Annotated in this window: 20 protein-coding genes and 1 pseudogene; 19 read left to right on the top strand and 2 right to left on the bottom strand. The window is 57.9% G+C overall.

From position 1 onward, the window contains the following. Window positions 1–46 precede the first annotated feature (46 nt). The 18 genes and pseudogenes from SB756_RS19315 to rfbA all read left to right on the top strand — a co-directional run bounded on the left by SB756_RS19315 (window position 47) and on the right by rfbA (window position 18,450). Window positions 47–1,093, top strand: coding sequence for an LPS O-antigen chain length determinant protein WzzB (locus SB756_RS19315; protein WP_410911453.1), 1,047 nt, complete (start codon window positions 47–49; stop codon window positions 1,091–1,093). Window positions 1,094–1,223: 130 nt separating this feature from the next. Beyond that, window positions 1,224–1,763: pseudogene (gene rfbC, locus SB756_RS19310) on the top strand (dTDP-4-dehydrorhamnose 3,5-epimerase); the annotation flags it as partial. A gap of 57 nt (window positions 1,764–1,820) precedes the next feature. After that, entirely contained in the window at window positions 1,821–2,195 is a 375-nt protein-coding gene (locus tag SB756_RS19305; protein ID WP_410911521.1) for a sugar 3,4-ketoisomerase, read from the top strand. After that, a complete protein-coding gene (locus SB756_RS19300) occupies window positions 2,188–2,658 on the top strand; it encodes an acyltransferase (protein WP_341797864.1) in 471 nt (156 codons plus the stop codon). Before SB756_RS19305 ends, SB756_RS19300 begins: the two co-directional genes overlap by 8 nt. Beyond that, window positions 2,651–3,757 (top strand): DegT/DnrJ/EryC1/StrS family aminotransferase, encoded by a 1,107-nt coding sequence (locus SB756_RS19295; protein ID WP_410911452.1) that lies wholly within the window; start codon window positions 2,651–2,653, stop codon window positions 3,755–3,757. Before SB756_RS19300 ends, SB756_RS19295 begins: the two co-directional genes overlap by 8 nt. A gap of 9 nt (window positions 3,758–3,766) precedes the next feature. After that, the gene (locus SB756_RS19290; protein WP_410911451.1) at window positions 3,767–5,038 is read left to right on the top strand and encodes an O-antigen translocase; all 1,272 of its coding nucleotides are present in this window, start codon (window positions 3,767–3,769) and stop codon (window positions 5,036–5,038) included. Between the two features lie 3 nt (window positions 5,039–5,041). Further along, entirely contained in the window at window positions 5,042–6,475 is a 1,434-nt protein-coding gene (locus tag SB756_RS19285) for a hypothetical protein (RefSeq protein WP_410911449.1), read from the top strand. A 2-nt stretch (window positions 6,476–6,477) separates the two neighbouring features. Then, window positions 6,478–7,743, top strand: a complete 1,266-nt coding sequence (locus tag SB756_RS19280; protein WP_410911448.1) for a hypothetical protein — start codon at window positions 6,478–6,480, stop codon at window positions 7,741–7,743. After that, window positions 7,703–8,551 carry a hypothetical protein gene (locus SB756_RS19275; protein WP_410911447.1) on the top strand — a complete coding sequence of 283 codons (849 nt, stop codon included), beginning with the start codon at window positions 7,703–7,705 and terminating at the stop codon, window positions 8,549–8,551. The genes SB756_RS19280 and SB756_RS19275 overlap by 41 nt, the downstream gene beginning before the upstream one ends. After that, window positions 8,548–9,255 (top strand): acyltransferase, encoded by a 708-nt coding sequence (locus tag SB756_RS19270; protein ID WP_016500998.1) that lies wholly within the window; start codon window positions 8,548–8,550, stop codon window positions 9,253–9,255. Before SB756_RS19275 ends, SB756_RS19270 begins: the two co-directional genes overlap by 4 nt. Further along, window positions 9,252–10,343: a glycosyltransferase family 4 protein gene (locus SB756_RS19265; protein WP_410911445.1), complete on the top strand. Its 1,092-nt coding sequence runs from the start codon at window positions 9,252–9,254 to the stop codon at window positions 10,341–10,343. Before SB756_RS19270 ends, SB756_RS19265 begins: the two co-directional genes overlap by 4 nt. Next, window positions 10,333–11,442: a DUF1972 domain-containing protein gene (locus SB756_RS19260; protein ID WP_341797871.1), complete on the top strand. Its 1,110-nt coding sequence runs from the start codon at window positions 10,333–10,335 to the stop codon at window positions 11,440–11,442. The genes SB756_RS19265 and SB756_RS19260 overlap by 11 nt, the downstream gene beginning before the upstream one ends. Continuing rightward, window positions 11,442–12,431: a UDP-glucose 4-epimerase family protein gene (locus SB756_RS19255; RefSeq protein WP_410911443.1), complete on the top strand. Its 990-nt coding sequence runs from the start codon at window positions 11,442–11,444 to the stop codon at window positions 12,429–12,431. The genes SB756_RS19260 and SB756_RS19255 overlap by 1 nt, the downstream gene beginning before the upstream one ends. Then, a complete protein-coding gene (locus SB756_RS19250) occupies window positions 12,428–13,441 on the top strand; it encodes an MraY family glycosyltransferase (RefSeq protein ID WP_410911441.1) in 1,014 nt (337 codons plus the stop codon). The genes SB756_RS19255 and SB756_RS19250 overlap by 4 nt, the downstream gene beginning before the upstream one ends. 58 nt (window positions 13,442–13,499) lie before the next feature. Beyond that, complete coding sequence (locus SB756_RS19245) at window positions 13,500–15,497, top strand: polysaccharide biosynthesis protein (RefSeq protein WP_341797874.1); 1,998 nt, start codon at window positions 13,500–13,502, stop codon at window positions 15,495–15,497. Window positions 15,498–15,599: 102 nt separating this feature from the next. Then, on the top strand, window positions 15,600–16,670 hold the full coding sequence (rfbB, locus tag SB756_RS19240) for a dTDP-glucose 4,6-dehydratase (protein ID WP_341797875.1): 1,071 nt from the start codon (window positions 15,600–15,602) through the stop codon (window positions 16,668–16,670). Continuing rightward, entirely contained in the window at window positions 16,667–17,563 is an 897-nt protein-coding gene (gene rfbD / locus SB756_RS19235; RefSeq protein ID WP_410911439.1) for a dTDP-4-dehydrorhamnose reductase, read from the top strand. The genes rfbB and rfbD overlap by 4 nt, the downstream gene beginning before the upstream one ends. Window positions 17,564–17,568: 5 nt before the next feature. Further along, a complete protein-coding gene (gene rfbA, locus SB756_RS19230; RefSeq protein ID WP_341798861.1) occupies window positions 17,569–18,450 on the top strand; it encodes a glucose-1-phosphate thymidylyltransferase RfbA in 882 nt (293 codons plus the stop codon). A 187-nt stretch (window positions 18,451–18,637) separates the two neighbouring features. Here rfbA and SB756_RS19225 read toward each other — a convergent pair whose 3' ends face one another. Continuing rightward, window positions 18,638–19,729: a DUF6270 domain-containing protein gene (locus SB756_RS19225; RefSeq protein ID WP_410911437.1), complete on the bottom strand. Its 1,092-nt coding sequence runs from the start codon at window positions 19,727–19,729 to the stop codon at window positions 18,638–18,640. Window positions 19,730–20,339: 610 nt separating this feature from the next. Here SB756_RS19225 and SB756_RS19220 point away from each other — a divergent pair. After that, window positions 20,340–21,572, top strand: coding sequence for a hypothetical protein (locus SB756_RS19220; protein ID WP_410911435.1), 1,233 nt, complete (start codon window positions 20,340–20,342; stop codon window positions 21,570–21,572). Window positions 21,573–21,614: 42 nt separating this feature from the next. Here the strand turns inward: SB756_RS19220 and SB756_RS19215 are convergent, their stop codons facing one another. After that, a complete protein-coding gene (locus SB756_RS19215) occupies window positions 21,615–22,364 on the bottom strand; it encodes a CatB-related O-acetyltransferase (protein WP_410911434.1) in 750 nt (249 codons plus the stop codon). Window positions 22,365–22,419: the final 55 nt, after the last annotated feature.

The following is a 22,419-nucleotide window of genomic DNA, read 5'->3' as shown; positions in this document are numbered from 1 at the left end:
TGCCAGAAACCGTGTACACAGTCAGACCCAAGGAAAAACACAAGAAATGCGCAATGACCTTGAGCGCCGCAGTAACGAAAGTGAAGAAGTTGACCTGTTGGAGTTTCTGGAAGGGGTGTGGCGGCAAAAGCTTCTCATCTTTCTGGTAGCGCTTGTAGTCACTGCAGTTGCACTGGCTTATGCACTGTTGGCGAAACCGGTTTACGAGGCCAAAGTATTTCTGGCGGCACCGGCGACCAGTGATATCGCCGATCTCAACTATGGCCGTACCAGCCAGACCGGGTTGGAGCCTTTCACGTCGCGTAAGGTTTTTGATATCTTCGTCGAACATTTGAACGGTGAAACCCTGCGTCGTCAGTTCTTCAAGGAAGTTTACTTGCCTTCCGCAGATGCGGGGCAGGGGACGCAAGGTGCATTGTATGCCGCGTTCAATGGCTCCTTTGATGTCGTGCAACTGGCAGGTGAGCCGCCGCGTGCCTATGTCGCCTTCCGTGGGCGTGATCCTGTCGTGGCTTCACAGTGGGCTGCTGCCTATGTCGAGAAGGCCAGCGCCGCCGCCAAGGCCGAGCTGTTGCAGGATGCCACCCGAGAGGCCGATGTCCGCGCAAACGCCTTGCAGCTGGAACTCGACAACCTGCGTGAAAACGGCCAGCGACAACGTGAAGACAAGATTGCCCGGTTGCAAGAGGCACTGCGTATTGCAAATGCCATTGGCCTGGAAAACCCCCCGCTGATAAACGGCGAAATCTCCAAGGCGTTGTCGTCAAAAATGGATGGCGAGCTGACTTACATGCGTGGCAGCAAGGCGTTGGCTGCCGAGATTGCCAATTTGCAGCAACGTAAAAGTGAAGACCCGTTCATTCCTGAACTCAGCGAAATAAAAACCAGAAAGCAGTTTTACCAAGGGTTGGTTGCCGCGAAGCGTAATGTAAGTGTGTATCAGCTTGACGGCACGATAGAACAACCAGATGTACCGATTAAACCTAAGCGGAACTTGATCGTTGCCTTGGGTGTGATTGTTGGCCTGGGCCTGGGTTGCCTGATCGCTACCCTGAGATATGCCGTACAGAATTTGCAAAGACGCCGGGCCTGACCCGGGAAACGAACAGCATCGCGCACGCCACATTTTGCGCGAGACATTTGCCGTGCAAACGGTGAAACTGCACTAATAAAGGGGGGCGGCGCGACTGGCCCCGACAAAAAATCATGCCAAAGGTTTACCGATGAAGCTTGTTCAAACGAACATTCCCGATGTAGTCATAGTCGAGCCCGCCGTGTACGAGGATGATCGCGGGTGGTTCACGGAAACCTTCAATGAAACACGCTTTCATGGCGCATTGCTTGAGCTGGGCTTGAGCAAGCCCCGTGCGTTCGTCCAGGACAACCACTCGATGTCCCATCGCGGTGTGCTGCGCGGGCTGCACTTCCAGCGTTCGCCGAATGCCCAGGGCAAGCTGGTGAGGGTAGTGCGTGGTGCGGCCTATGACGTGGCGGTCGATATCCGCCCTGGCTCTCCGACGTTCGGGCAGTGGGTAGGTGTTGAGCTGACCGAACACAATAACCGCATGCTGTGGATTCCCGAAGGGTTCGCGCACGGGTTTATTGCCCTCGAGGACGAAACACATTTTCTGTACAAGACAACGGATGTGTACAACAAGGACGCCGAAGGCAGTATCCATTGGGATGACCCCGACCTGGCGATTGAATGGCCAATGCGCGACGGCCTCATTGTCAGCGAGAAGGATAACCAGGCCCCGTCGTTCCGCCACCACCTGAACGTTGCGGAGGAAGGGGCGCTTGCCCAGACCGAGCTGTTCAAGGTGCTGGGTGATCATCGTGGCCAGTTGGTAGCCCTGCAAGCCTTGGATAACGTACCGTTCGCCATACAGCGCGTGTATTACCTGACCGAAACGCTGCCTGGGGTTTCCCGTGGCTTCCACGCCCACAAGGCACTCAATCAGCTGGCAATCTGCGTGTCAGGGCGTTGCCGGATGGTCATGGATGATGGCACTACCCGCACAGACCATTGGCTGGACGCGTTCAACAAGGGCATCCTGATTCCGCCCATGGTCTGGCACGAAATGCATGATTTCAGCCCGGACTGCGTGCTGCTGGTACTGGCCGACGCCCATTACGACGAGGCCGACTACATTCGTGACTACACCTCGTTCATGGAGCTGAAGCGCAATGCCTAGCATTCATCAACTGGCCGATGTGAAAAGCGACTTCATCGGTGAAGGCACCCGGGTGTGGCAATTCGTGGTGATCATGAAAGGTGCGCAGATCGGGCGTAATTGCAACATCTGTGCGCATACCCTTATTGAAGGTGATGTGGTGCTGGGTGATAACGTGACGGTGAAGTCCGGTGTTTACCTGTGGGACGGTACCCGCATTGCCGATGACGTGTTCATCGGCCCCAATGCCACCTTTACCAATGACGCGATGCCGCGCTCCAAGGTTTACCCGGAGCAATTCAGCGGTATTACGCTGGAGCGTGGCGCCAGCATTGGTGCCAATGCGACCTTGCTGCCAGGCATTGTCGTTGGCGAGTACGCGATGGTGGGCGCAGGGGCAGTGGTGACCAAAGACGTCCCGCCTTATGCCGTTGTTGTAGGGAATCCAGCAAAAATTATCAGGGTGATAGACCGCAATGGTTAAGTTTCTCGATCTGCAAGGTGTGAATGCGCAATACCGTCAGGCGTTGATCGATGCCTGCACCGAGGTCATCGACTCGGGCTGGTACATCATGGGCGAGAAGCTCAAGCAGTTTGAAACCCAGTTCGCCAGCTACTGCGGGGTAAAGCACTGCATCGGCGTGGCCAACGGCCTGGACGCGCTGACCCTGACCTTGCGGGCCTGGAAGCTGTTGGGGCGTATCGCCGAGGGCGACGAGGTACTGGTACCTGCCAACACCTACATTGCAACCATCCTGGCGATTACCGAGAACAAACTGGTACCCGTGCTGGTGGAGCCTGATGAAGGCAGCTTCAACCTGGGCGCGCACAACCTGGCGCAAGCGCTGACCCCGCGTACCCGTGTGATCATGCCGGTGCACCTGTACGGCCGGCTGGCCGACATGCCGGCGATCAACGCATTCGCCGGGGAGCATGGCCTGCTGGTGCTTGAGGATTCTGCCCAGTCGCACGGTGCCGAGCTGGATGGGCGCCGGGCAGGGGCGTGGGGCGATGCCTCGGGCTTCAGCTTCTACCCAGGCAAGAACCTTGGCGCGCTGGGTGACGCCGGTGCAGTCACCACCAGCGACGATGCGCTGGCCGACACCCTGAAATCGCTGCGCAACTATGGTTCGCATGTGAAGTACATGAACATGTACCAAGGGGTCAACAGCCGCCTGGACGAACTGCAAGCTGCGTTGTTGAGCGTCAAGCTGGCGTACCTGGACAACGAAACCCGCCTGCGCCAGCAAGTTGCGCAGCAGTACCTGGCCGGCATCGACAACCCGGCGATCCAGTTGCCCGACCCGGGCGTCGCCGGCCAGCACGCCTGGCACCTTTTTGTGGTGAGAAGTGAATGCCGTGAGCAGTTGCAGCAGCATCTGGCTCAACAGGGCGTGCAAACGCTGGTGCACTACCCGATACCGCCGCATCGGCAGCAGGCCTACCCGCAGTTGGCCGACCTTTCGCTACCGCTGACCGAGCGGCTGCATGAGCAGGTACTGAGCCTGCCCATGGACCCGACCCTGACTGTGGCCTCTATCCAGCACGTCATTGACGCCTGCAACAGCTTTTCGCGTCCTTGAGTGCCAGGTATGACCCTGATCAGAACTAGTCTTCTCAATGCGATAGCGGTTGCGGTAAAGATGGCCACCTTGCTTGGCCTTAACAAAGTGCTGGCCCTGTATGTGGGGCCGGCCGGTTACGCGGCCATCGGCCAGCTGCAGAATGCGGTGACCATGTTCACCACCCTGGCCAGTGGTGCCGTCAGCACCGGCGTTACCAAGTACACGGCGGAATTCGCCGAACAGCCCGACGAGCAGCGCAAGATATGGAGAACCGCCGGCACGCTGTCGGTGATGGTTTCGCTGCTGCTCGCAGTACTGATCATGGGACTGCGCAAGCCCTTGGCCAGCTGGTTTTTCAATGACGAATCGCTGGCGTCGGTGCTGGTCTGGTTTGCCGCCACGCTGGTGTTCTTTGCCTTCAACTCGTTATTGCTTGGCGTGCTCAACGGCAAGAAGGATGTGCCCCGCTATGTGCTGGCCAATATCCTCGGCAGCCTCATTTCGCTGGTGGTCACCTGTGCGCTGACCATCCAGCTTGGGCTGTACGGTGCGCTTGTGGCGCTGGCGGTGTATCAGTCGCTGAGCTTCGTGGCCACCCTGGTTATCTGCATGCGCACGCCTTGGTTCCACCTTGGCGACTTTTTTGGCGGGCTGGACCGTCAGGCCCTGAGGCGGCTGTCGAAGTTTGCGCTGATGGCCGTGGTCACGGCCTGTTCCCTGCCGGTTTGCCACGTGTTCCTGCGGGACTACCTGGGCAATACCTTTGGCTGGGAGCAAGCGGGATACTGGGAAGCCATGTGGCGCCTGAGTTCGGCGTACCTCATGCTGATCACCACCACCTTGGCGGTGTATTACCTGCCGCGGTTGTCCGAACTGAAGGATGCCGGTGAGCTGCGCAGGGAGATTCTGCAGGGCTACAAGCTGATCCTGCCCATGACCATAGTGGCCGGGCTGATCATCTACCTGCTGCGCGACTTCATCATCCAGGTGCTGTTCTCCGAATCGTTCCTACCCATGCGCGAGCTGTTCGCCTGGCAGATGGTGGGCGACAGCCTGAAGATCGCCAGCTGGCTGATGGCCTACCTGATGCTGGGCAAGGCCTTGACGCGGCTGTACCTGGTGACGGAAATCCTCGCCACTTTGTCGCTTTACGCCCTGACCGTGTACCTCACGCAACTCTGGGGGTATGAGAAGGTCACACTTGCCTACGCGGTTAATTACCTGTTGTACGCAATCGTCATGTATTTCACGGTTTTCCGGCGTTTGTCGTCGATTGTCGCTGATTCGGCACGGAGCTGAGCAATGAAGCAAGTGGTTGAGCAGCTGCACGCCCGCATACTGAAGGCAGCACCAGGGCCGGCTTTGGCTCAGGCGCAAGTTTATGGTGCACTGCTGTGGGCCGTGGACCTGGACATCTACGAGGCCGCAGCGCTGGAGCGCCATCTGGTAGCCCAGTGCACCAGCCTGGTCACGGTACCGGTCGCCAGCGGCACATCCCGGGGCTGCCTGCACGTGGTCAGCGAACCCTACCTGCAAGGCGGGCACACCCGTTTGATGGAGCGCCTGGCGCACATGCACGAGGGCTCCGTGGACCTGCTGGTGGCGCGCAGCGCCAAACCCCAGGTAATCGAACGCCTGAATGACTACTTCGCCCACATCGAAGTGGCGCGGGGTGATGACCCGTGCGCGCGGCTGCAATCCATCGTCGACACCCTTGCCCAGTACGACAAGGTGGTGCTGCACATTCACCCTGACGACATCATCACCACGGTCGCCTGTGGCCTGCTGAAGCAGCAGCGTGGCGCCGCGGTGACAGTGTATTTCGTCAACCACGCCGACCATGTGTTCAGTTTCGGCGCTTCAGTGGCTGATGTGTATTTCGAGATCAGCGCCTACGGGCACCACCTCGACAAGAAAAAACACCTCGCCTGCCAGAAGAGCTTCCTGGCGATACCGATCGAAACCAGCGGCGCAAAAGTGCCGGACGCCGCGCCTGCGCATGAGCGGATCAAGGTGTTCAGTGCCGCCTCGGCGGCCAAGTACAAGCCCCATGGCGGCCTGGACATGCGCCCGTCGATCACGGCTATTCTCGACAGGTTCCCGAACGCCGAGTGCTGGATCATTGGTGCCAACCCGCTGACCAACACTTGGTGGTGGACAGTGAAGCTGCGTTACCCCACGCGCTTTTTCATCCGCCGTCACCTGCCGTACAAGGACTACCTGGCGTTTGCGGAAAAAGCCGACTTTTATCTGGACAGCTACCCTATACCCGGCGGCACGGCGTTCGCTGAACAACTGCTCAAGGGCCGGCGCTGTGTCGGGTTGGTTGCGCCCATTCAGGGCTATTCACCCGCAGACAGCCTGAAGGTAGCCAGCGTCGACCAACTGCTGGCCAGCATCGAGCAACCGCGGCCCAGTGCACCGGTGGTCGAAGCCGTGAAGCAGGTGAACTCGCTAGAAGCCGTGAAAGCGCGCTACCTGGCTTGCATCGAGCGTGGCGAATACAGCGAAAACCAGCTGGCGACCATGCTGCCGTGGTCGGGCAACCTCGATTTCATGAAACCGACAGGTAAGGTCACTAGCATGGTGCCTGCGGATGTCTTCGACGCCTTGTGCCGTATGGACACAAAGCTGGCGTTGCGAGCGCTGCTTTCCTACGCCTGGGTGCCGCGCATCAAGATCCTCATCAAGGTCACGCTGTTGCGGCTGGCCAGGTTTGCCAAAGCGCGAGGGTGAGTGTGATCAAGATCTTTATCGGCGTGTTGTTCGGCCTGCTGTTCTTCAGCGACTTTGCAGTGCTGACGCTCGGCCTGGGCAGTGCCTTTGCCGGTTGGCGCGAAATGATCAGCCTGCTGATGATCATGTGGCTGCTGTTACGGGCACTGGCCAGCATCACGGCGCGGGGTGTGGTCAACCTCGAGGTGGGGCGGTCGTTGCTGATCCTTTTGTTCTTCGCTTTCCTGTACCTGCTGTTCGGTGACCTGAGCGCAGGGTCGTTGCGCATGTTCCGCGCATTGGCCGTGCCGGTGTTTATCGGTATGGCCGTGGCCATCTGGGCACAGGCGGTGTCGACCGAGAAGAAGCTGCGCCATGTGTACTGGTCGGTGCTGGCCATGAGCGTGCTCACCGGCGTGTATGCGCTGTACCAATACCTGACCATCGCCTCGGCCGAACAGTTCTGGTACTGGCCGCTGCTTACCGCCAAAGGTTATGAACTGCAGCCGTACAACTCGATGCGTGACGGGCTGCCGCGGGTTTCCGGCTTCTTCACCGGCACTCTGGAGTTTTCCGCCGTCATTCTCAACACCGCCGCCATGACGCTGGCCGTGTTGCTCAGCGGGCGCCACTGGTCGCTTACCCGGCGCCTGTTGCTGAGCGCCGCGTTTGTGCTGCTGTGCGGGTTGATTGCGATCGGTTCGGTGCGCACGGCCATGATCGGCCTGGTATGCATCTGCGCGATGCTGGTGGTGGCGCGGGTGCTGCGTACGGCCTGGCTGATTTCGCTGCTGGGTTACCTGCAGTTCGTTGGCCTGACCGTGGCGATCTTTGCCTACCTGTCGATGGGTTACACCCAGGACTTGTCTGCGTTGGACCGTGAGCGCCAGTGGCTGCACATGTACGAGGTGCTGAGCGCGCACCCCATGGGCTATGGCTTTGGTTCGGTGGGCCCGGGCCAGCCGTACTGGTTCGATTCGTTCTGGCTCAACCTGCTGGCCACCTGCGGCTGGGTTGGCGGGCTGATCATGGCCGGGTTGATTCTGTGGTATCACAAGCTGGTGACGATCATCGTCCGGGACAGGCCGCATGCCAGCGCATGGAAGAACGGTTTGGGCAACTTCGTGATTGCCAGTTACCCGTTCTTCCTGAGCTCGTTCTTTTTCCAGTCCTATACGAACAGTGTGGTCCTTTACATATTCGCGATCGTGGTGATGGTGATCATTGGTGAAAACAGAAGAACAAAAGTTGAGCTTGGCCGTACTGATCGTTCTGTATCGGAAAGCTAGCCAGGACTCGATTGCCCTGCAGTCGCTGCTCGCACAAAAGGCACTGCTGCAGGATGAGGGTGTCGACCTGCAACTGCATGTCTGGAACAACTCTCCAGGCATGGCGCAGCCGTGCCCGGGCGTACGTTGGTACGAGGCGGACAACCAGCGGCTGTCGGTCATCTACAATCAGGTGGCCAAAGAGGCATTTGCCGCCGGGGTCGAGCTGTTCATGATCTCGGACGACGACACCAACTACTCGAACATTCGCCTGTCCAGTTGCCTGACGCAGATCGGCCAGGTGCGCAGTGCGCCGGGTGGCGATCAGGTGGGCGTGTTCATGCCCCGCCTGGTCAGCCATGGGCAACTGGTCAGCCCCGGCCAGCGCTGGTTGTTCATGGGCCGTCTTACCCCCGATGTGGCCCCTGGCCTGGTGGACTCGAAAAACCTGCTGGGTATCAATAGCGGCCTGATTTTCACCCGCCAGTGCTTCCAGCGCATGACGCCTTTCTATGACGAGCGGTTGCGCTTCTATGCCACCGATACCGATTTTTTCATCCGCTACGAGGGGTATTTCCCCAAGGCCTGCGTGCTGGATGTGGAAATTGCCCACGACCTGTCCGAACACAGCGCCGATACCCCGGAGCGTGCCTTGTTCCGCTTCGAGGAAATGATCCACGGCCTGCGAATCAGCTTTCATTCCCACAGCCTGCTGCAGCGGGGCCTGCTGGACCTGTACCTGGTCTATGCTGCCTTTCGCAAAGCGCTGGCCTATCGTCGCCCGGCTTTCATCAAGGCCTTGTTTACCCAGGTGAGGGCCGTGAAATGATGCATGCCTTGCTCGAAAAACTGGTGTTGGTGGTTAAAAAGCGCCCAATGGTGATCGACCGGCGCATCTCGTCGGGCTACCTGCTGGGGCTGATCGTGAGCAAGCTGGTAATGGCCTGTCGCGGGGTGATCCGGCTTCGCCAGCGGCGGCTGGCGTTCATCGGCTCGGGAGTGACACTGAAGGAAGTGGGCAAGATCCAGTACGGGCCTGGGCTGGTGATCGACCAGGGCTGCTTCGTCGATGCCTTGTCCAATGACGGCATTCGCTTCGGCACTGCGGTATCGCTGAACAAGCACATCATCATCGAGTGCACCGGCAGCCTGGCCAACATCGGCAAGGGCCTGGTAATTGGCGACAACGTCGGCCTGGGCGCCGGTTGCTTCCTGGGTTGCGCCGGCGGTATCGAGATTGGCAGCGACACCATCATCGGCAACTTTGTCAGCTTTCATTCTGAAAACCACAACTTCGAAGACCCGCTGCAACCCATCCGCCTGCAGGGCGTGACCCGTCAAGGCATCAAGGTTGGCCGCAACTGCTGGATCGGCGCCAAGGTGACCGTGCTCGATGGCGCGGTGATCGAAGACGGTTGCGTGTTTGCCGCGGGGGCCGTGGTGGCTGCGGGTGTGTACCGCAAGAACTCGATTTATGGCGGTGTGCCGGCCAAGTTCATCAAGGCGCGCATCGCAGAAGAAGGGGTGGCATGAAAACGTTGCACTTTGTTCATTTGCTGAATGATTACAGTGGTAGCCCCCGGGTACTTAACCAGACCATCACCGCGCTGCAGCAAAGTGGGGCCGACTGCACCCTGCATGTGGGCAGCAGCGGCCACGGCGTGCTCGACGAACTGCAGGTGCGCACGTGCAAGTTTGCCTACAAGCGTTTCGACAACCGCTGGCTGACACTGCTGGCGTATGCCGGTTCCCAACTGGCGCTGTTTTTCAGCCTGCTGCGCAAGGTGCGCCCCGGGCACGTTGTGCTGATCAATACCATGCTGCCCTTCGGTGCGGCGCTGGCTGCCCGCTTGCGCGGTGCCAAAGTGGTTTACCACGTGCACGAAACCTCCATTCGGCCTGCGCTGCTCAAGGCGTTTCTGCGGCGGGTGATTGCCGGCTGTGCCAGCAAGGTGGTCTACGTGTCGAAGTACTTGCAGGCACAAGAGGGCGTTGCCGGGGTGCCAGCGGTGACTGTTTACAACGGCCTGGCCGAGGGCTTCCAGCAGCAGGCGATGGCCACGGCGTACCAGCATCTTCATGGCGGCCGCTTCAATGTGCTGATGCTGGCGTCGCTGAAGGGCTACAAGGGCGTTGACGAGTTCGTCGCACTGGCCACGGCACTGGCTGCGGACCCGGTGCTCAAGTTCAACCTGGTGCTCAATGCCAGCGCCCAGGAAGTGGACACTTATTTCGCCGGCAAGGTATTGCCGAAAAACCTCACCCTCAGCCCGGCCAGCGCCGATGTGGCGAGGTTCTACCGCGAAGCCAGCCTGGTGCTGAACCTGTCCCATGTGGATGGGTGGGTCGAAACCTTTGGCCTGACCATTCTCGAGGCGATGGCCTTTGGTATCCCGACCATCGTGCCCCCGGTAGGCGGCCCGGTGGAGCTGGTCAGTGATGGGGCAGAGGGTTATCAGATCGACTCGAAAAACAACCAACAGCTGGTGCGCACGGTTGCGCGCCTGTCGCAGGACCCACAGCTGTGCCAGGCATTGTCTGAGCGCGCACGCATGAAAGCGAGTGAGTTTTCCACCGCCAACTTCCAGAAAAATATCGTGATGGTGTTTGATGACCTATAAGATTGCAGTAATTGGTACGGTAGGTTTGCCCGCCCAATACGGTGGCTGGGAAACACTGACCGAACAATTGGTGCGCAACCTGCCGGGTGACTGCGAGCTCACCGTGTACTGCAGCGCGCCGCATTACCCCGAGCGCCCGAAGTTTTTCGAACGTGCCCGCCTGGTCTACCTGAACCTCAAGGCCAATGGCGTACAAAGCATTCCGTACGACGTGCTGAGCATGCTGCACGCCTACCGCAAGCATGACCTGATGCTGATCCTGGGGGTTTCCGGCTGCATCGCCCTGCCATTCATGCGCCTGCTGACGCGCAAGCCGATCGTGGTGAACATCGACGGCTACGAATGGAAGCGCGCCAAATGGTCCAACTTCGCCCGCTGGTTCCTGAAACTGTCTGAAGCCGTGGCCGTGCGCTTTGCCCACGCGGTCATCACCGACAACAAGGTGCTGCAGGAGTATGTGACCGCCGAATACAACAAGCCCAGCGAACTGATTGCCTACGGTGGTGACCAGGCCCGGGCCGGCCAGCCAAGCGAGCAAGCCCGCCAGGCGTACCCGTTCCTTGGTGCGCCTTACGCCTTCACGGTGTGCCGCATCGAGCCGGAGAACAACATCCACGTCATTCTCGAGGCCTTTGCCGGGTCTGGCATGCCGCTGGCGATCATCGGCAACTGGAACCACAGCGAATACGGCGTGCAACTGCGCAAGCAGTATGAAGGGGTGAGCAACATTCACCTGCTGGACCCGATCTACGACGTAGAGCAACTGAGCCCACTGCGCAGCAATGCCACGGTGTACCTGCATGGCCACAGCGCCGGCGGTACCAACCCGTCGCTGGTCGAGGCCATGTGGCTGGGCTTGCCGGTAGTGGCCTTCGATGTGTCGTTCAACCGTGCCACTACCGAAGACCAGGCGCTGTACTTTGCCGACAGTACGTCGCTGCGCAACCACGTACAGACGCTGCTGGGCGATGCTGACGCTCGTGCGCAACTGTCGACGCACCTGCATGAAATTGCCAACCGCCGTTACCGCTGGTCGGTGGTAGCGGAGCAGTATCGCAGCGTGTTCACCCGATTGCTGGGCCGGGCGGGGAGAGGTTGATGGCCGGGCAAGGCAACGCACAATGCCCAGGCATCCTGGTCACCGGCGGTAGCGGTTTTGTCGGCAAGGTGCTGCTGCAGCGGCTTGCTGCAGACGAGCGCCGGGCGCCACGGGCCTTGGTGCGGAAGTTGCCCGGGCAGCCGCTGGAGGGCGTGGATTACCGTGCATTCAGCGAGCTGTCGGCGGTGGACGTTGCGTCCGGGCACTTCGACCAGGTGGACACCGTTATCCACTTGGCTTCCCGCGTGCACGTGATGCACGAAACCGCCACCGACCCACTGGCCGAGTTCCGCCGGGTAAACGTTGAAGGCACCCTGAACCTGGCTCGGGCTGCGGTCCAGGCAGGTGTACGGCGCTTCATCTTTGTCAGCTCGGTGAAGGTGAATGGCGAGACCACCGACGGCCGCCAGCCCTTCAGCGCGGACGAGGCGCCAGCGCCTTCAGACCCCTACGGCATCTCCAAGCGCGAAGCCGAAGACGGGCTGCGCCAGCTGGCAGCGCAAAGCGGGCTGGAAGTGGTGATCGTACGCCCGGTGCTGGTGTATGGACCTGGGGTGAAAGCCAATTTCCGCAGCATGATGAACTGGCTGAGTAAAGGCGTGCCGCTGCCGTTTGGCGCCATCCACAACAAGCGCAGCCTGGTGGCCCTGGATAACCTGGTGGACTTGCTGGTGACCTGCATCGACCACCCGGCCGCCGCCAACCAGACGTTCCTGGCCAGCGATGGCCACGACCTGTCCACCACCGAGTTGCTGCAGCGGCTGGGCAAGGCACTGGGCAAGCCCGCCAGGTTGCTGCCCGTACCTGCCAGCTGGCTGAAGGGGGCGGCGACCCTCGCCGGCAAGGGCGGCCTTGCGCAGCGCCTGTGCGGGTCGCTGCAGGTAGACAGTGGCAAAGCCCGTGAACTGCTGGGCTGGCAGCCCCCGCTGGATGTGGACCAGGCTCTGCGGGCCACGGCACTCAATTTTTTGAAAGGGCAAGACAAATGACGGTTTGGTGGCTTATTCCCCTCGTCGCAGGGGCATCCCTGCTTTTGACTGCTGCGCTACGGCGCTACGCCCTGAACAAGCAGATCATCGACGTGCCCAACGCGCGTAGTTCGCACACCGTGCCCACCCCCCGGGGCGGTGGCGTGGCCATTGTGCTGAGCTTCCTGGCCTGCCTGCCGCTACTGGGCATGGCCGGTGCCGTGCCGCTGGCGCCGCTGGTCGCCATTGGTGGGGCAGGGGCGTTGATCGCGGTAATCGGCTTCATGGACGACCACGGCCACATCGCTGCCCGCTGGCGCCTGCTTGGCCACTTCGCCGCCGCCGCGTGGATGCTGTACTGGCTGGGCGGCCTGGCGCCGTTGCAGGTGTTCGGCTTTACCCTCGACCTGCAGTGGTTCGGCTTCATTCTTGCGGCGTTCTACACCGTGTGGATGCTTAACCTGTATAACTTCATGGACGGCATCGACGGCATTGCCAGCGTCGAAGCGGTCACCGCCTGCCTGGGTATGGTGCTGTTATCGGCCCTGGCCGGTGTGCCGCAATTGATGGCACTGCCGCTGTTGCTGGCTGCGGCAACGCTGGGTTTTCTGTTCTGGAACTTCCCGCCGGCCAAGATCTTCATGGGCGATGCCGGCAGTGGTTTCCTTGGCATTGTACTGGCGGGCTTGTCGCTGCAGGCTGCCTGGGCTTCGCCGCAATTGTTCTGGTGCTGGCTGATTCTGCTGGGCGTGTTTGTCGTAGATGCCACCTTCACCCTGATCCGCCGCTTGCTGCGCGGTGACAAGGTGTACGAAGCGCACCGCAGCCACGCCTACCAGTTTGCTTCTCGTCACTATGGCAAGCACCTGCCGGTAACCCTGGCGGTGGCTGCGATCAACCTGTTCTGGCTGCTGCCAGTTGCCCTGTGTGTGCTGATGCTGGGCCTGGACGGCGTGTGGGGTGTGATCATTGCCTACCTGCCATTGGCATATCTGGCCGTGCGCTGGCGCGCCGGTGAGCTCGAACACTAGCTAAAGTGATAGGACGAAGACAGTAGACATGTCAGGTTGGAAAGCCCTAAGAGGTTCTATGGATAAGCTGCGCTCAAGACTGCTTGGACTACCTAGACGCCACAAACGGCTGATTCAGGTAGCGGCTGATGTGATTCTGGTCTGGTTCGCGCTGTGGCTGGCGTTTGTCGTGCGCCTGGGCATCGACGACCTGGCCAACCCTGTTGTGGACCACACCTGGTTGTTCATCACCGCGCCGATCATCTCGATCCCGTTGTTCATCCGCTTTGGCCTGTATCGGGCAGTCATGCGCTATTTCGGCAATGACGCACTGATCGCCATCATCAAGGCCGTGACACTGTCGGCGCTGATCCTGGGCTTCATCATCTACTGGGCCAGCAACCATCAAAACGTGGTGCCACGCTCGATCACCTTTAACTACTGGTGGCTGAGCCTGATCATGGTCGGCGGCCTGCGCCTGGCCATGCGCCAGTACTTCCTCGGTGACTGGTTTGCCACCGCCGTACAGCATGTGCCCTTTGCCAACCGCAACGATGGCCTGCCACGGGTTGCCATCTATGGCGCCGGCTCGGCCGGTAACCAGCTGGTTGCGGCCCTGCGCATGGGCAAGGCCATGCGCCCGGTAGCGTTCATCGACGACGATGGCAGCATCACCGACCGGGTGATCGCCGGCCTGCAGGTGTACCAGCCAGAACAACTGCAACGCATGATCGACGACACCGGCGCCGAAGAAATCCTGCTGGCGCTGCCCTCGGTCAGCCGCAGCCGCCGCCGCGAAATCCTCAACCTGCTCGAAGGCTACCCGCTGCACGTACGCAGTGTGCCCGGTTTCATGGACCTGGCCAGCGGCCGGGTCAAGGTGGACGATATCCAGGAAGTGGACATCGCCGACCTGCTGGGGCGCGACGCGGTGCCTGCACAAGGTGACCTGCTGCAGCACTGCATCATCGACCAGACCGTGATGGTGACCGGTGCCGGTGGCTCGATCGGCTCCGAGCTGTGCCGCCAGATCCTGGGGCAGGCGCCGCGTACCCTGCTGTTGTTCGAACACAGCGAATTCAACCTGTACACCATCGCTGGCGAGCTGGAGCAGCGCATCCTGCGCGAAGGCCTGGCCGTGCAGTTGATCCCGATACTGGGCTCGGTCCGCGACCAGGCCAAGATGCTCGACGTGATGCGCGCCTGGCAGGTAGACACCGTCTACCATGCCGCCGCGTACAAGCATGTGCCCATTGTCGAGCACAACATTGCCGAAGGCCTGTCGAACAATGTGTTCGGCACCCTGTACACCGCCCAGGCGGCGCTGCAGGCTGGCGTGTCGAACTTCGTGCTCATCTCCACCGACAAGGCCGTACGCCCCACCAATGTGATGGGCAGCACCAAGCGCTTGGCCGAAATGGTGCTGCAGGCCCTGAGCAACGAGCTGGCGCCGGTACTGATGGGCGATACCGGCAATGTGTCGCAGGTGAACAAGACCCGTTTCACCATGGTGCGTTTCGGTAACGTGCTGGGCTCGTCGGGCTCGGTCATTCCGTTGTTCCACAAACAAATCAAGAACGGCGGGCCGCTGACGGTGACCCACCCGAAAATCACCCGCTACTTCATGACCATCCCCGAGGCTGCGCAACTGGTGATCCAGGCCGGCTCCATGGGGCAGGGCGGCGATGTGTTCGTGCTGGACATGGGCGAGCCGGTGAAAATCGTGGAACTGGCCGAAAAGATGATTCACCTGTCCGGCTTCAGCATCCGCTCCGAGCGCAACCCGCTGGGCGACATCGCCATCAACTTCACCGGCCTGCGCCCCGGCGAGAAACTGTACGAAGAATTGTTGATCGGCGACAACGTGATTGCCACGCGCCACCCCATGATCATGAGCGCCAACGAAGACTACCTGACCTGGGATGTGCTGAAGCAGCGCCTGGATGCACTGCGTACCGCGACCGCGGCCGATGACTTTGCCACCGTGCGCCAGCTGCTGCGCGACACCGTAAGCGGCTATGTGCCGGGCGGGGAAATTGTTGACTGGTTGTACCAGCGGCGGCGCCTGGAGCCCTGAACGCTGAACTGATAAATAGAACAGGCGTTGCCGGCAAAGCAACGCCCACATGAACTTCAAACGCAGTGAAGTTTGAAAGCGGCAATTGGGAAGAACTGAACGATGACTATTCTGGTAACTGGTGGTGCGGGCTTCATTGGCGCGAACTTCGTGTTGGACTGGCTGGCCGCCAGTGACGAGCCCGTGGTCAACCTCGACAAGCTCACCTATGCAGGCAACCTGCAAACCCTGAGCAGCCTGCAAGGCGACAAGCGCCACATCTTCGTGCACGGCGATATCGGTGACTCCGAGCTGGTAGCCCGCCTGCTGAAGGAGCACCAGCCGCGCGCCATCGTCAACTTCGCTGCCGAGTCCCACGTCGACCGCTCGATCCATGGCCCGGAAGACTTCATCGAAACCAATATCGTCGGCACCTTCCGCTTGCTGGAAGCCGTGCGCGCCCATTGGGGCGGCCTGGATGAACAGGCCCGCCGGGCGTTCCGCTTCCTGCACGTGTCCACCGACGAAGTGTATGGCTCGCTGGCTGCCGACGAGCCGGCCTTCACCGAAACCCACCAGTATCAGCCCAACAGCCCGTACTCGGCCAGCAAGGCCGCCAGTGACCACCTGGTGCGCTCCTACCACCACACCTACGGCCTGCCGGTGCTGACCACCAACTGCTCGAACAACTACGGCCCGTACCACTTCCCGGAAAAGCTCATCCCGCTGATGATCGTCAACGCCCTGGCTGGCAAGCCATTGCCGGTGTATGGCGACGGCCAGCAGATCCGTGACTGGCTGTACGTCAAGGACCACTGCAGCGCCATCCGCCGTGTGCTGGAAGCCGGCACCACCGGTGAGGTGTACAACGTGGGCGGCTGGAACGAAAAGCCCAACCTGGAAATCGTCAACCGCGTGTGCGCCCTGCTGGACGAGCTGCGCCCCCGCGCCGACGGCAAGCCTTACGCCGACCAGATCACCTACGTGACCGACCGCCCCGGCCATGACCGCCGCTACGCCATCGACGCCCGCAAGCTGGAGCGCGAGCTGGGCTGGAAACCCGCCGAAACCTTCGAGACCGGCATTCGCAAAACCGTAGCCTGGTACCTCGACAACCAGGACTGGGTGCAGAACGTACAGTCCGGCAACTACCGCGATTGGGTAGAGAAAAACTACGCAGGGCGTTCGGCATGAAGATTCTGCTACTGGGCAAGGACGGCCAGGTAGGTTGGGAGCTGCAACGCAGCCTGGCCCCCTTGGGCCAGGTGCTGGCGCTGAACAGCCGCAGCCAGGTGCACTGCGGTGACCTGGCCAACCTGCCAGGCCTGGCCGAAACCGTGCGCGCCTACGCCCCTGATGTCATCGTCAACGCCGCCGCTTACACCGCCGTCGACAAGGCCGAAAGCGACCGCGATCAAGCCTTCAAGGTAAACACCGAAGCCGTCGGCGTGCTGGCCCGCGCCGCCGCCGACTGCGGCGCACTGCTGGTGCATTACTCCACCGACTACGTGTTCCCGGGGCAGGGCACCCAGCCTTGGCGCGAAGACGACAACGTCGGCCCGCTGAACACCTACGGCGAAAGCAAGCTGGCTGGCGAGCAAGCCATCCAGGCGGCCGGCTGCCAGCACCTGATATTCCGCACCTGCTGGGTGTATGCCGCCCGCGGCAACAACTTTGCCAAGACCATGCTGCGCCTGGCCGCCGAACGCGACAGCCTGGGCGTGATCGACGACCAGCACGGCGCCCCGACCGGTGCCGAACTGATCGCCGACATCACCGCCCACGCCATCACCGCCACCCGCCGCAACCCGGCCCTGGCCGGCCTGTACCACCTGGCGGCCGGCGGTGAAACCACCTGGTGCGGCTACGCCCGCTTCGTGCTCGAGCAGGCGGCGGCACAAGGGGTAGCGTTGAAAGCCCACGCCGAACAGGTCAACCCGTTGACCACCGACGCCTACCCGACGCCTGCCAAGCGGCCATTCAACTCACGTCTTGATACCCAAAAACTGCAGAAGGCTTTTGCCCTGACCCTGCCAGACTGGCGCCAGGGAGTGGCCCGCATGCTCACGGAAATACACGAGAAATGACCACTATGAACCGTAAAGGCATCATTCTGGCGGGCGGGTCGGGTACCCGCCTGCACCCGGCGACCCTGGCAATTTCCAAGCAGCTGCTGCCGGTGTACGACAAACCGATGATCTACTACCCGCTGACCACGCTGATGCTGGCGGGCATCCAGGACATCCTGATCATCTCCACCCCACAAGACACCCCACGCTTCGAGCAACTGCTTGGCGACGGCCACCAGTGGGGCATCAACATCACCTATGCCGTACAAGCCTCCCCGGACGGCCTGGCACAGGCGTTCCTGATCGGTGAAGACTTCATCGGCAACGACCTGTCGGCGCTGGTGCTGGGCGACAACATCTACTACGGCCATGACTTCCAGCAGTTGCTGCGCAACGCCATGGACCGAGACGACGGCGCCAGCGTGTTCGCCTACCACGTGCACGACCCGGAGCGTTATGGCGTGGTCGAGTTCGATGACACGGGCAAGGCCATCAGCCTGGAAGAAAAGCCCGCCAAGCCGAAGTCCAGCTATGCCGTGACCGGGTTGTATTTCTACGACAAGGACGTAGTCGAGATTGCCAAGGGCATCAAACCGTCTCCCCGTGGCGAGCTGGAGATTACCGATTTGAACCGGGTGTACCTGGAGCAGAACCGGCTGTCGGTGGAGATCATGGGGCGCGGGTATGCCTGGCTGGATACCGGGACGCATGACTCGTTGCTAGAGGCTAGCGGGTATATCGCTACGATCGAGCGTCGGCAGGGGCTGAAGGTGGCTTGTCCGGAAGAGGTAGCGTACAGGCAGGGGTGGATTGGGGCGGAGCAGCTGTTGAAGCTGGCTGAGCCATTGGCCAAGAATGGGTATGGGCAGTATTTGAAGCGGTTGGTGGGGGATAGGGTTTACTGAGTCGGTAGCCCTTACCTAGATTTTCAATACTAAGTTAAATCCAGCGGCGCTGAAACATCATAAATATACAGTTTATATTGATTTTGTCTTCATGGCTGTTGCTTCGGGTTTAATGGGCTGGACTGCATATGGTCGTGACACATTAAATATGTGTCACGATTTTTTGATTGGGAGATATCTGGCGTTATCAGGTGTCGCGTTTTTGTAAGCTGTCTAAAAGTTTTACAGTGCATTTGGTGGACATCTGTTCTTCTAATATGTCTTTATAAAATGCAACTACTTCAAGATTTGAGGTGTTGTTTGGGACTTCGAATCTTGCATTGGGAGAGGTGTCGTACCAACGCACACTATGGCGTGAACCATTTGCAACCAAATAAAAAGCAAAGCATCCGGTGTCGTGAATTACCCCGTCTTTGACAAGTGAGCAGTGCGCGAAAATCTCTTCATTAGTCCTGTAGGCGGCAACATTTAGTTTAACACCAGAAGAAACTAATGGAGAGTGATAGCCTGTTGTGCGATGATCAGTGGTTTCGCTGGGGGCCATAGTTTTGGTGATGATTTGTGCAAGCGCTTCTCTATAGTAATTCTTGCAGTAATGAAATGGCGAAGGCCCCCAGCGGTGCTGTTCATCAGCGGTCAGAAGAGATGGACTGAAGTCGAGAAACTGATCTTCACGCAATAAATTTCTCAAAGCCTCATACATCCAGCTAAGTTCTTGGTTGGCTTTTTCAATAAATGATTGAGCTACCGGAAAAGGAGTGTCCGTTTTGTTTTCAAATTTGGATGACCAGAAAACCTTGTTGATAATAACCTGGTCGAGCTTGTCAATTTCCCTTAAGAAATCAAAAAACTTCTGCATTCCTTGAAGCCAAAGTTTGCGGCGCTCAGTTGTGCCCTGCTTAATAGTTGTGTATCCAGCTACGCTGTCATCTTTTAGAAGTGCGCTCTCGGCTAGTTCGTTAGAGTTCGTGAGTAACTGTCCAGAGGGCAGAGATATAAGGTCAAATCGTTCGTCAATTAAGTCAATCAAAATGACGTCAGCGTTGGAGAAGTTATCTTTGTTGAATAAAATTTCTTTTGAGAAGTCGCACGCGACCATGCGACGGCGAAATGCTGAAGGAATGCGGCTCAAAGCATTATCGTTCTCATAGGCCTCACTGCATAATGATGCCATAGACGAGCGTGCATAGTAATCGGTTAGCTTAAAATTCCGGCTTTCTTCTAGGTTGAATATGTCCCGGGATACGCAGCTACCATATATTAGTAAGTTTTTGATCACTATTTTTTAAGCCTTCTTAAGTGAACCTCTATGCCGGAGTTCCATGCATCGGCAAGCTCACAAATTACGTTAAGTCAATGCATTCGGCAGACAGCTTTTTTGTCGAAAATTCATTTTTGATTCATGCTCCTTGCGATACCTTCGGTGAAGGTTCTCCTTAGCGAGTGGTTGATGCCGCTTTGAAGAGGCGCCATCATCCAAATGCCCTCAACAGCGATCAACGCTTTGTGAAATTTCTGGGCAAGAATCACCGAATCTATTATCATTTTTTTTAGGGGATATCAAGTTTTTTCCGATGCCAGGCGAGTTTGCTCACATATTTTTCGACTGCCCAGCCGTGATGAGCCTCTTTCAAATTGATGTTGGGGTGTTAATTCGATTGCTGTGGTGTAGTTGTGTTATTTGAAGGGGTATCCGGAATGCGATCTGGTGAATTTGTTGTAATAAATTAAACAGCGATGCATAGGTTGTTACGGGGTGAACAAATCCTGGGTCTCATGATGTGTCGATGTAGGGGGCGGATTTTTCTGACCGTAGAGCATTGTTGATAGTAATGGTAATTTTCTGCGGGAATGCGATATCATGTTCTCTTTTATGCCGAGGGCCGTTAATGGAAGCCGTTCTGAGTGCCGCTGAGGAACTTATAGCCAAAGGCGAAGCAGATTTATCACCAGCAGGGAAGCCATTCTGCGACCAGCTTACAGCTGAGCAGTGGCGTGTGGTCCGAGGGAAGAAATTATCAGACGCTGAGATTCGAAAAATTGAGGAGTTGTCAATGCATCTGCACTTTGCCGACAAGCCTCATGGTCGCCAGCGTCTATATGAGTTAGCGAAAATTGCAAAGCTTGATATTATACTCAGTTCCGGTTCCGAGCTTGATCCACTTATTGCAGAATTAAATGCGGATGTAGAGAGTGGAGTTAACACTCCTTCCGCTTATGCGATGCTTGGAGCGTCTCATATAGCTGGTGGCCGCTATGATCTAGGTGTTTATTATTTTAATAAATCGAATAGCATAGTGGGTCGCAATAATTGCATAACGGCATTTATGAGCTTGTCGCGGGCTCTACCAGCGCTTGCGGCGTTTGAGCAGGCGTCTGCTGAGCATAGTGAAACTTCGCTAGCTTTTCTTAACGAAGCGCGCAGCTTTGAAGTTGGGCCAGTTGCAGTAGTTGCAGGGAATGCACTGTATATTAATCGGTTCTTGGAGAATTATGCTCGGTCGATAGCTGAAAAAGGATCTAATTCTTTTAGCGGTATTCATGTCCACTGGGTAAAAGAGAAGAATGAGGCTCCAGATTTTATCGGCTTGACGCTAGATAAGTCGAGACAGTTTTGCCCTGACTTGAATGTGACGTTTGAAGAAATTGATGAAGTATTGGATAAAAAGTCCTATTTTGCTCAGGCCAGATTCCTCGTTGCTAGGCGCCTCAGCGAGCACTACCGCCAACCTTTGCTGATTACGGATCTAGATTTCCAATTGAGTCAGGATCCATCTGATGCGATCAAGAAGTTGAGCTTTATTGATGTGAGTTTTCTTCAGCATAAGAATAAAAGCGCTCAGTGGGCATTCCCGTGGTTGCGAAGCATGGCTGGTAGTGTATGGGTTAACAATACTGATGCGGCTAGAGAGTTTTTCAAGTTAATAAAGCTTGGCTTTACTTCTTGTTATAACGCTCACTGGTTTAACTGGGGTATTGATCAAAATCTTTTGACCTCTGTTCTCGAGTACAGCCGTACTAAGTCGCATTTGAATTTTGCTTCGTTCTCGGAAGTTGCAGGGCCTCAGTTGTTTAATGTCCCCATGGAATTGAAGGTTGGTGTGAAAAGTCAGGTAGTCTGAGTTGCGGTGGCAGGCCTTCACTTGAAGGCTTGCCATGATTTACTATGCAAAGTCCTGCAGCCTGATTTTTTTGGGGCTGTATTCTATTATCGAACCTTCTGATACTTTTTGTTTAAGTTGGGACACAAAGATTTCTGGGTTTTCCAGGTCGAATCCGCCAAAGTCTAAGAACTTGTACTTCCACCACTGAATCTCTTTAAGATCATCGAGCAGGGATTCGGATTCAAACCTCATCTTGATAAACTTTGCCGGGTTTCCGCCGACTATGGTGTAAGGTTCAACATCTTTGACGATGTGGGAGTTTCCTGCCACCACTGCGCCATCTCCAATCTTGACGCTTCCTGCAATCGTAACGCCTTCACCGATCCAGACATCATTACCGATGGTTATTCCGTATTTGCCGGTGCCTTTATAGGGCGTAGGTGAAAACGTTTCTTCGTCATCGAGCTCAGAGTGAATCTCAAAAAATTTCCTGTCATATGTAAACGGTGAGGACGAAATTCTTTCATGAGGATGGCGAGGTCCTAATACACGAACCCCCGTTGCAATTGAGCAGTAGCGCCCTATTGAGACAGATACTGGCATTGAAGACATACAATAAGTAAAGCTTCCAGCGGAATACAGGTTGTCATGAACGGCCAGCCGGCAATGAGGCTCAATCGCAAAATTAAATGGAATAATAATTTCTTTGCTTGGCACTGCTGTTGGAGTGGCAGTAGCAGGCTTGCGCCAAATCCCAATTTTATGCTGGGCAAGTGCAGTAATTGTCGGAATGGCTGCGTACTTGTTCACTTCAATTCGCTCTATGTGTTGTGTTTTGTGTATCGTTCGGATGGTTTAAGGCGAA

The organism is Pseudomonas sp. SIMBA_068 (genome assembly GCF_046534705.1).
GTDB classification, from domain to species: Bacteria; Pseudomonadota; Gammaproteobacteria; order Pseudomonadales; family Pseudomonadaceae; genus Aquipseudomonas; species Aquipseudomonas putida.
Note: the sequence above shows the minus strand (reverse complement) of the source record. Positions and strands in the feature narration are given on the sequence as shown.

Bases quoted from the DNA above. Each gene is read 5' to 3' on its own strand.
- SB756_RS19250 (WP_410911441.1), top strand. From the start codon at position 12,428: ATGACGGTTTGGTGGCTTATTCCCCTCGTCGCAGGGGCATCCCTGCTT.
- rfbD (WP_410911439.1), top strand. From the start codon at position 16,667: ATGAAGATTCTGCTACTGGGCAAGGACGGCCAGGTAGGTTGGGAGCTG.
- SB756_RS19290 (WP_410911451.1), top strand. From the start codon at position 3,767: ATGACCCTGATCAGAACTAGTCTTCTCAATGCGATAGCGGTTGCGGTA.
- rfbA (WP_341798861.1), top strand. From the start codon at position 17,569: ATGAACCGTAAAGGCATCATTCTGGCGGGCGGGTCGGGTACCCGCCTG.
- SB756_RS19270 (WP_016500998.1), top strand. From the start codon at position 8,548: ATGATGCATGCCTTGCTCGAAAAACTGGTGTTGGTGGTTAAAAAGCGC.
- SB756_RS19295 (WP_410911452.1), top strand. From the start codon at position 2,651: ATGGTTAAGTTTCTCGATCTGCAAGGTGTGAATGCGCAATACCGTCAG.
- SB756_RS19285 (WP_410911449.1), top strand. From the start codon at position 5,042: ATGAAGCAAGTGGTTGAGCAGCTGCACGCCCGCATACTGAAGGCAGCA.
- SB756_RS19300 (WP_341797864.1), top strand. From the start codon at position 2,188: ATGCCTAGCATTCATCAACTGGCCGATGTGAAAAGCGACTTCATCGGT.
- SB756_RS19265 (WP_410911445.1), top strand. From the start codon at position 9,252: ATGAAAACGTTGCACTTTGTTCATTTGCTGAATGATTACAGTGGTAGC.
- SB756_RS19245 (WP_341797874.1), top strand. From the start codon at position 13,500: ATGGATAAGCTGCGCTCAAGACTGCTTGGACTACCTAGACGCCACAAA.
- SB756_RS19260 (WP_341797871.1), top strand. From the start codon at position 10,333: ATGACCTATAAGATTGCAGTAATTGGTACGGTAGGTTTGCCCGCCCAA.
- rfbB (WP_341797875.1), top strand. From the start codon at position 15,600: ATGACTATTCTGGTAACTGGTGGTGCGGGCTTCATTGGCGCGAACTTC.
- SB756_RS19220 (WP_410911435.1), top strand. From the start codon at position 20,340: ATGGAAGCCGTTCTGAGTGCCGCTGAGGAACTTATAGCCAAAGGCGAA.
- SB756_RS19315 (WP_410911453.1), top strand. From the start codon at position 47: ATGCGCAATGACCTTGAGCGCCGCAGTAACGAAAGTGAAGAAGTTGAC.
- SB756_RS19255 (WP_410911443.1), top strand. From the start codon at position 11,442: ATGGCCGGGCAAGGCAACGCACAATGCCCAGGCATCCTGGTCACCGGC.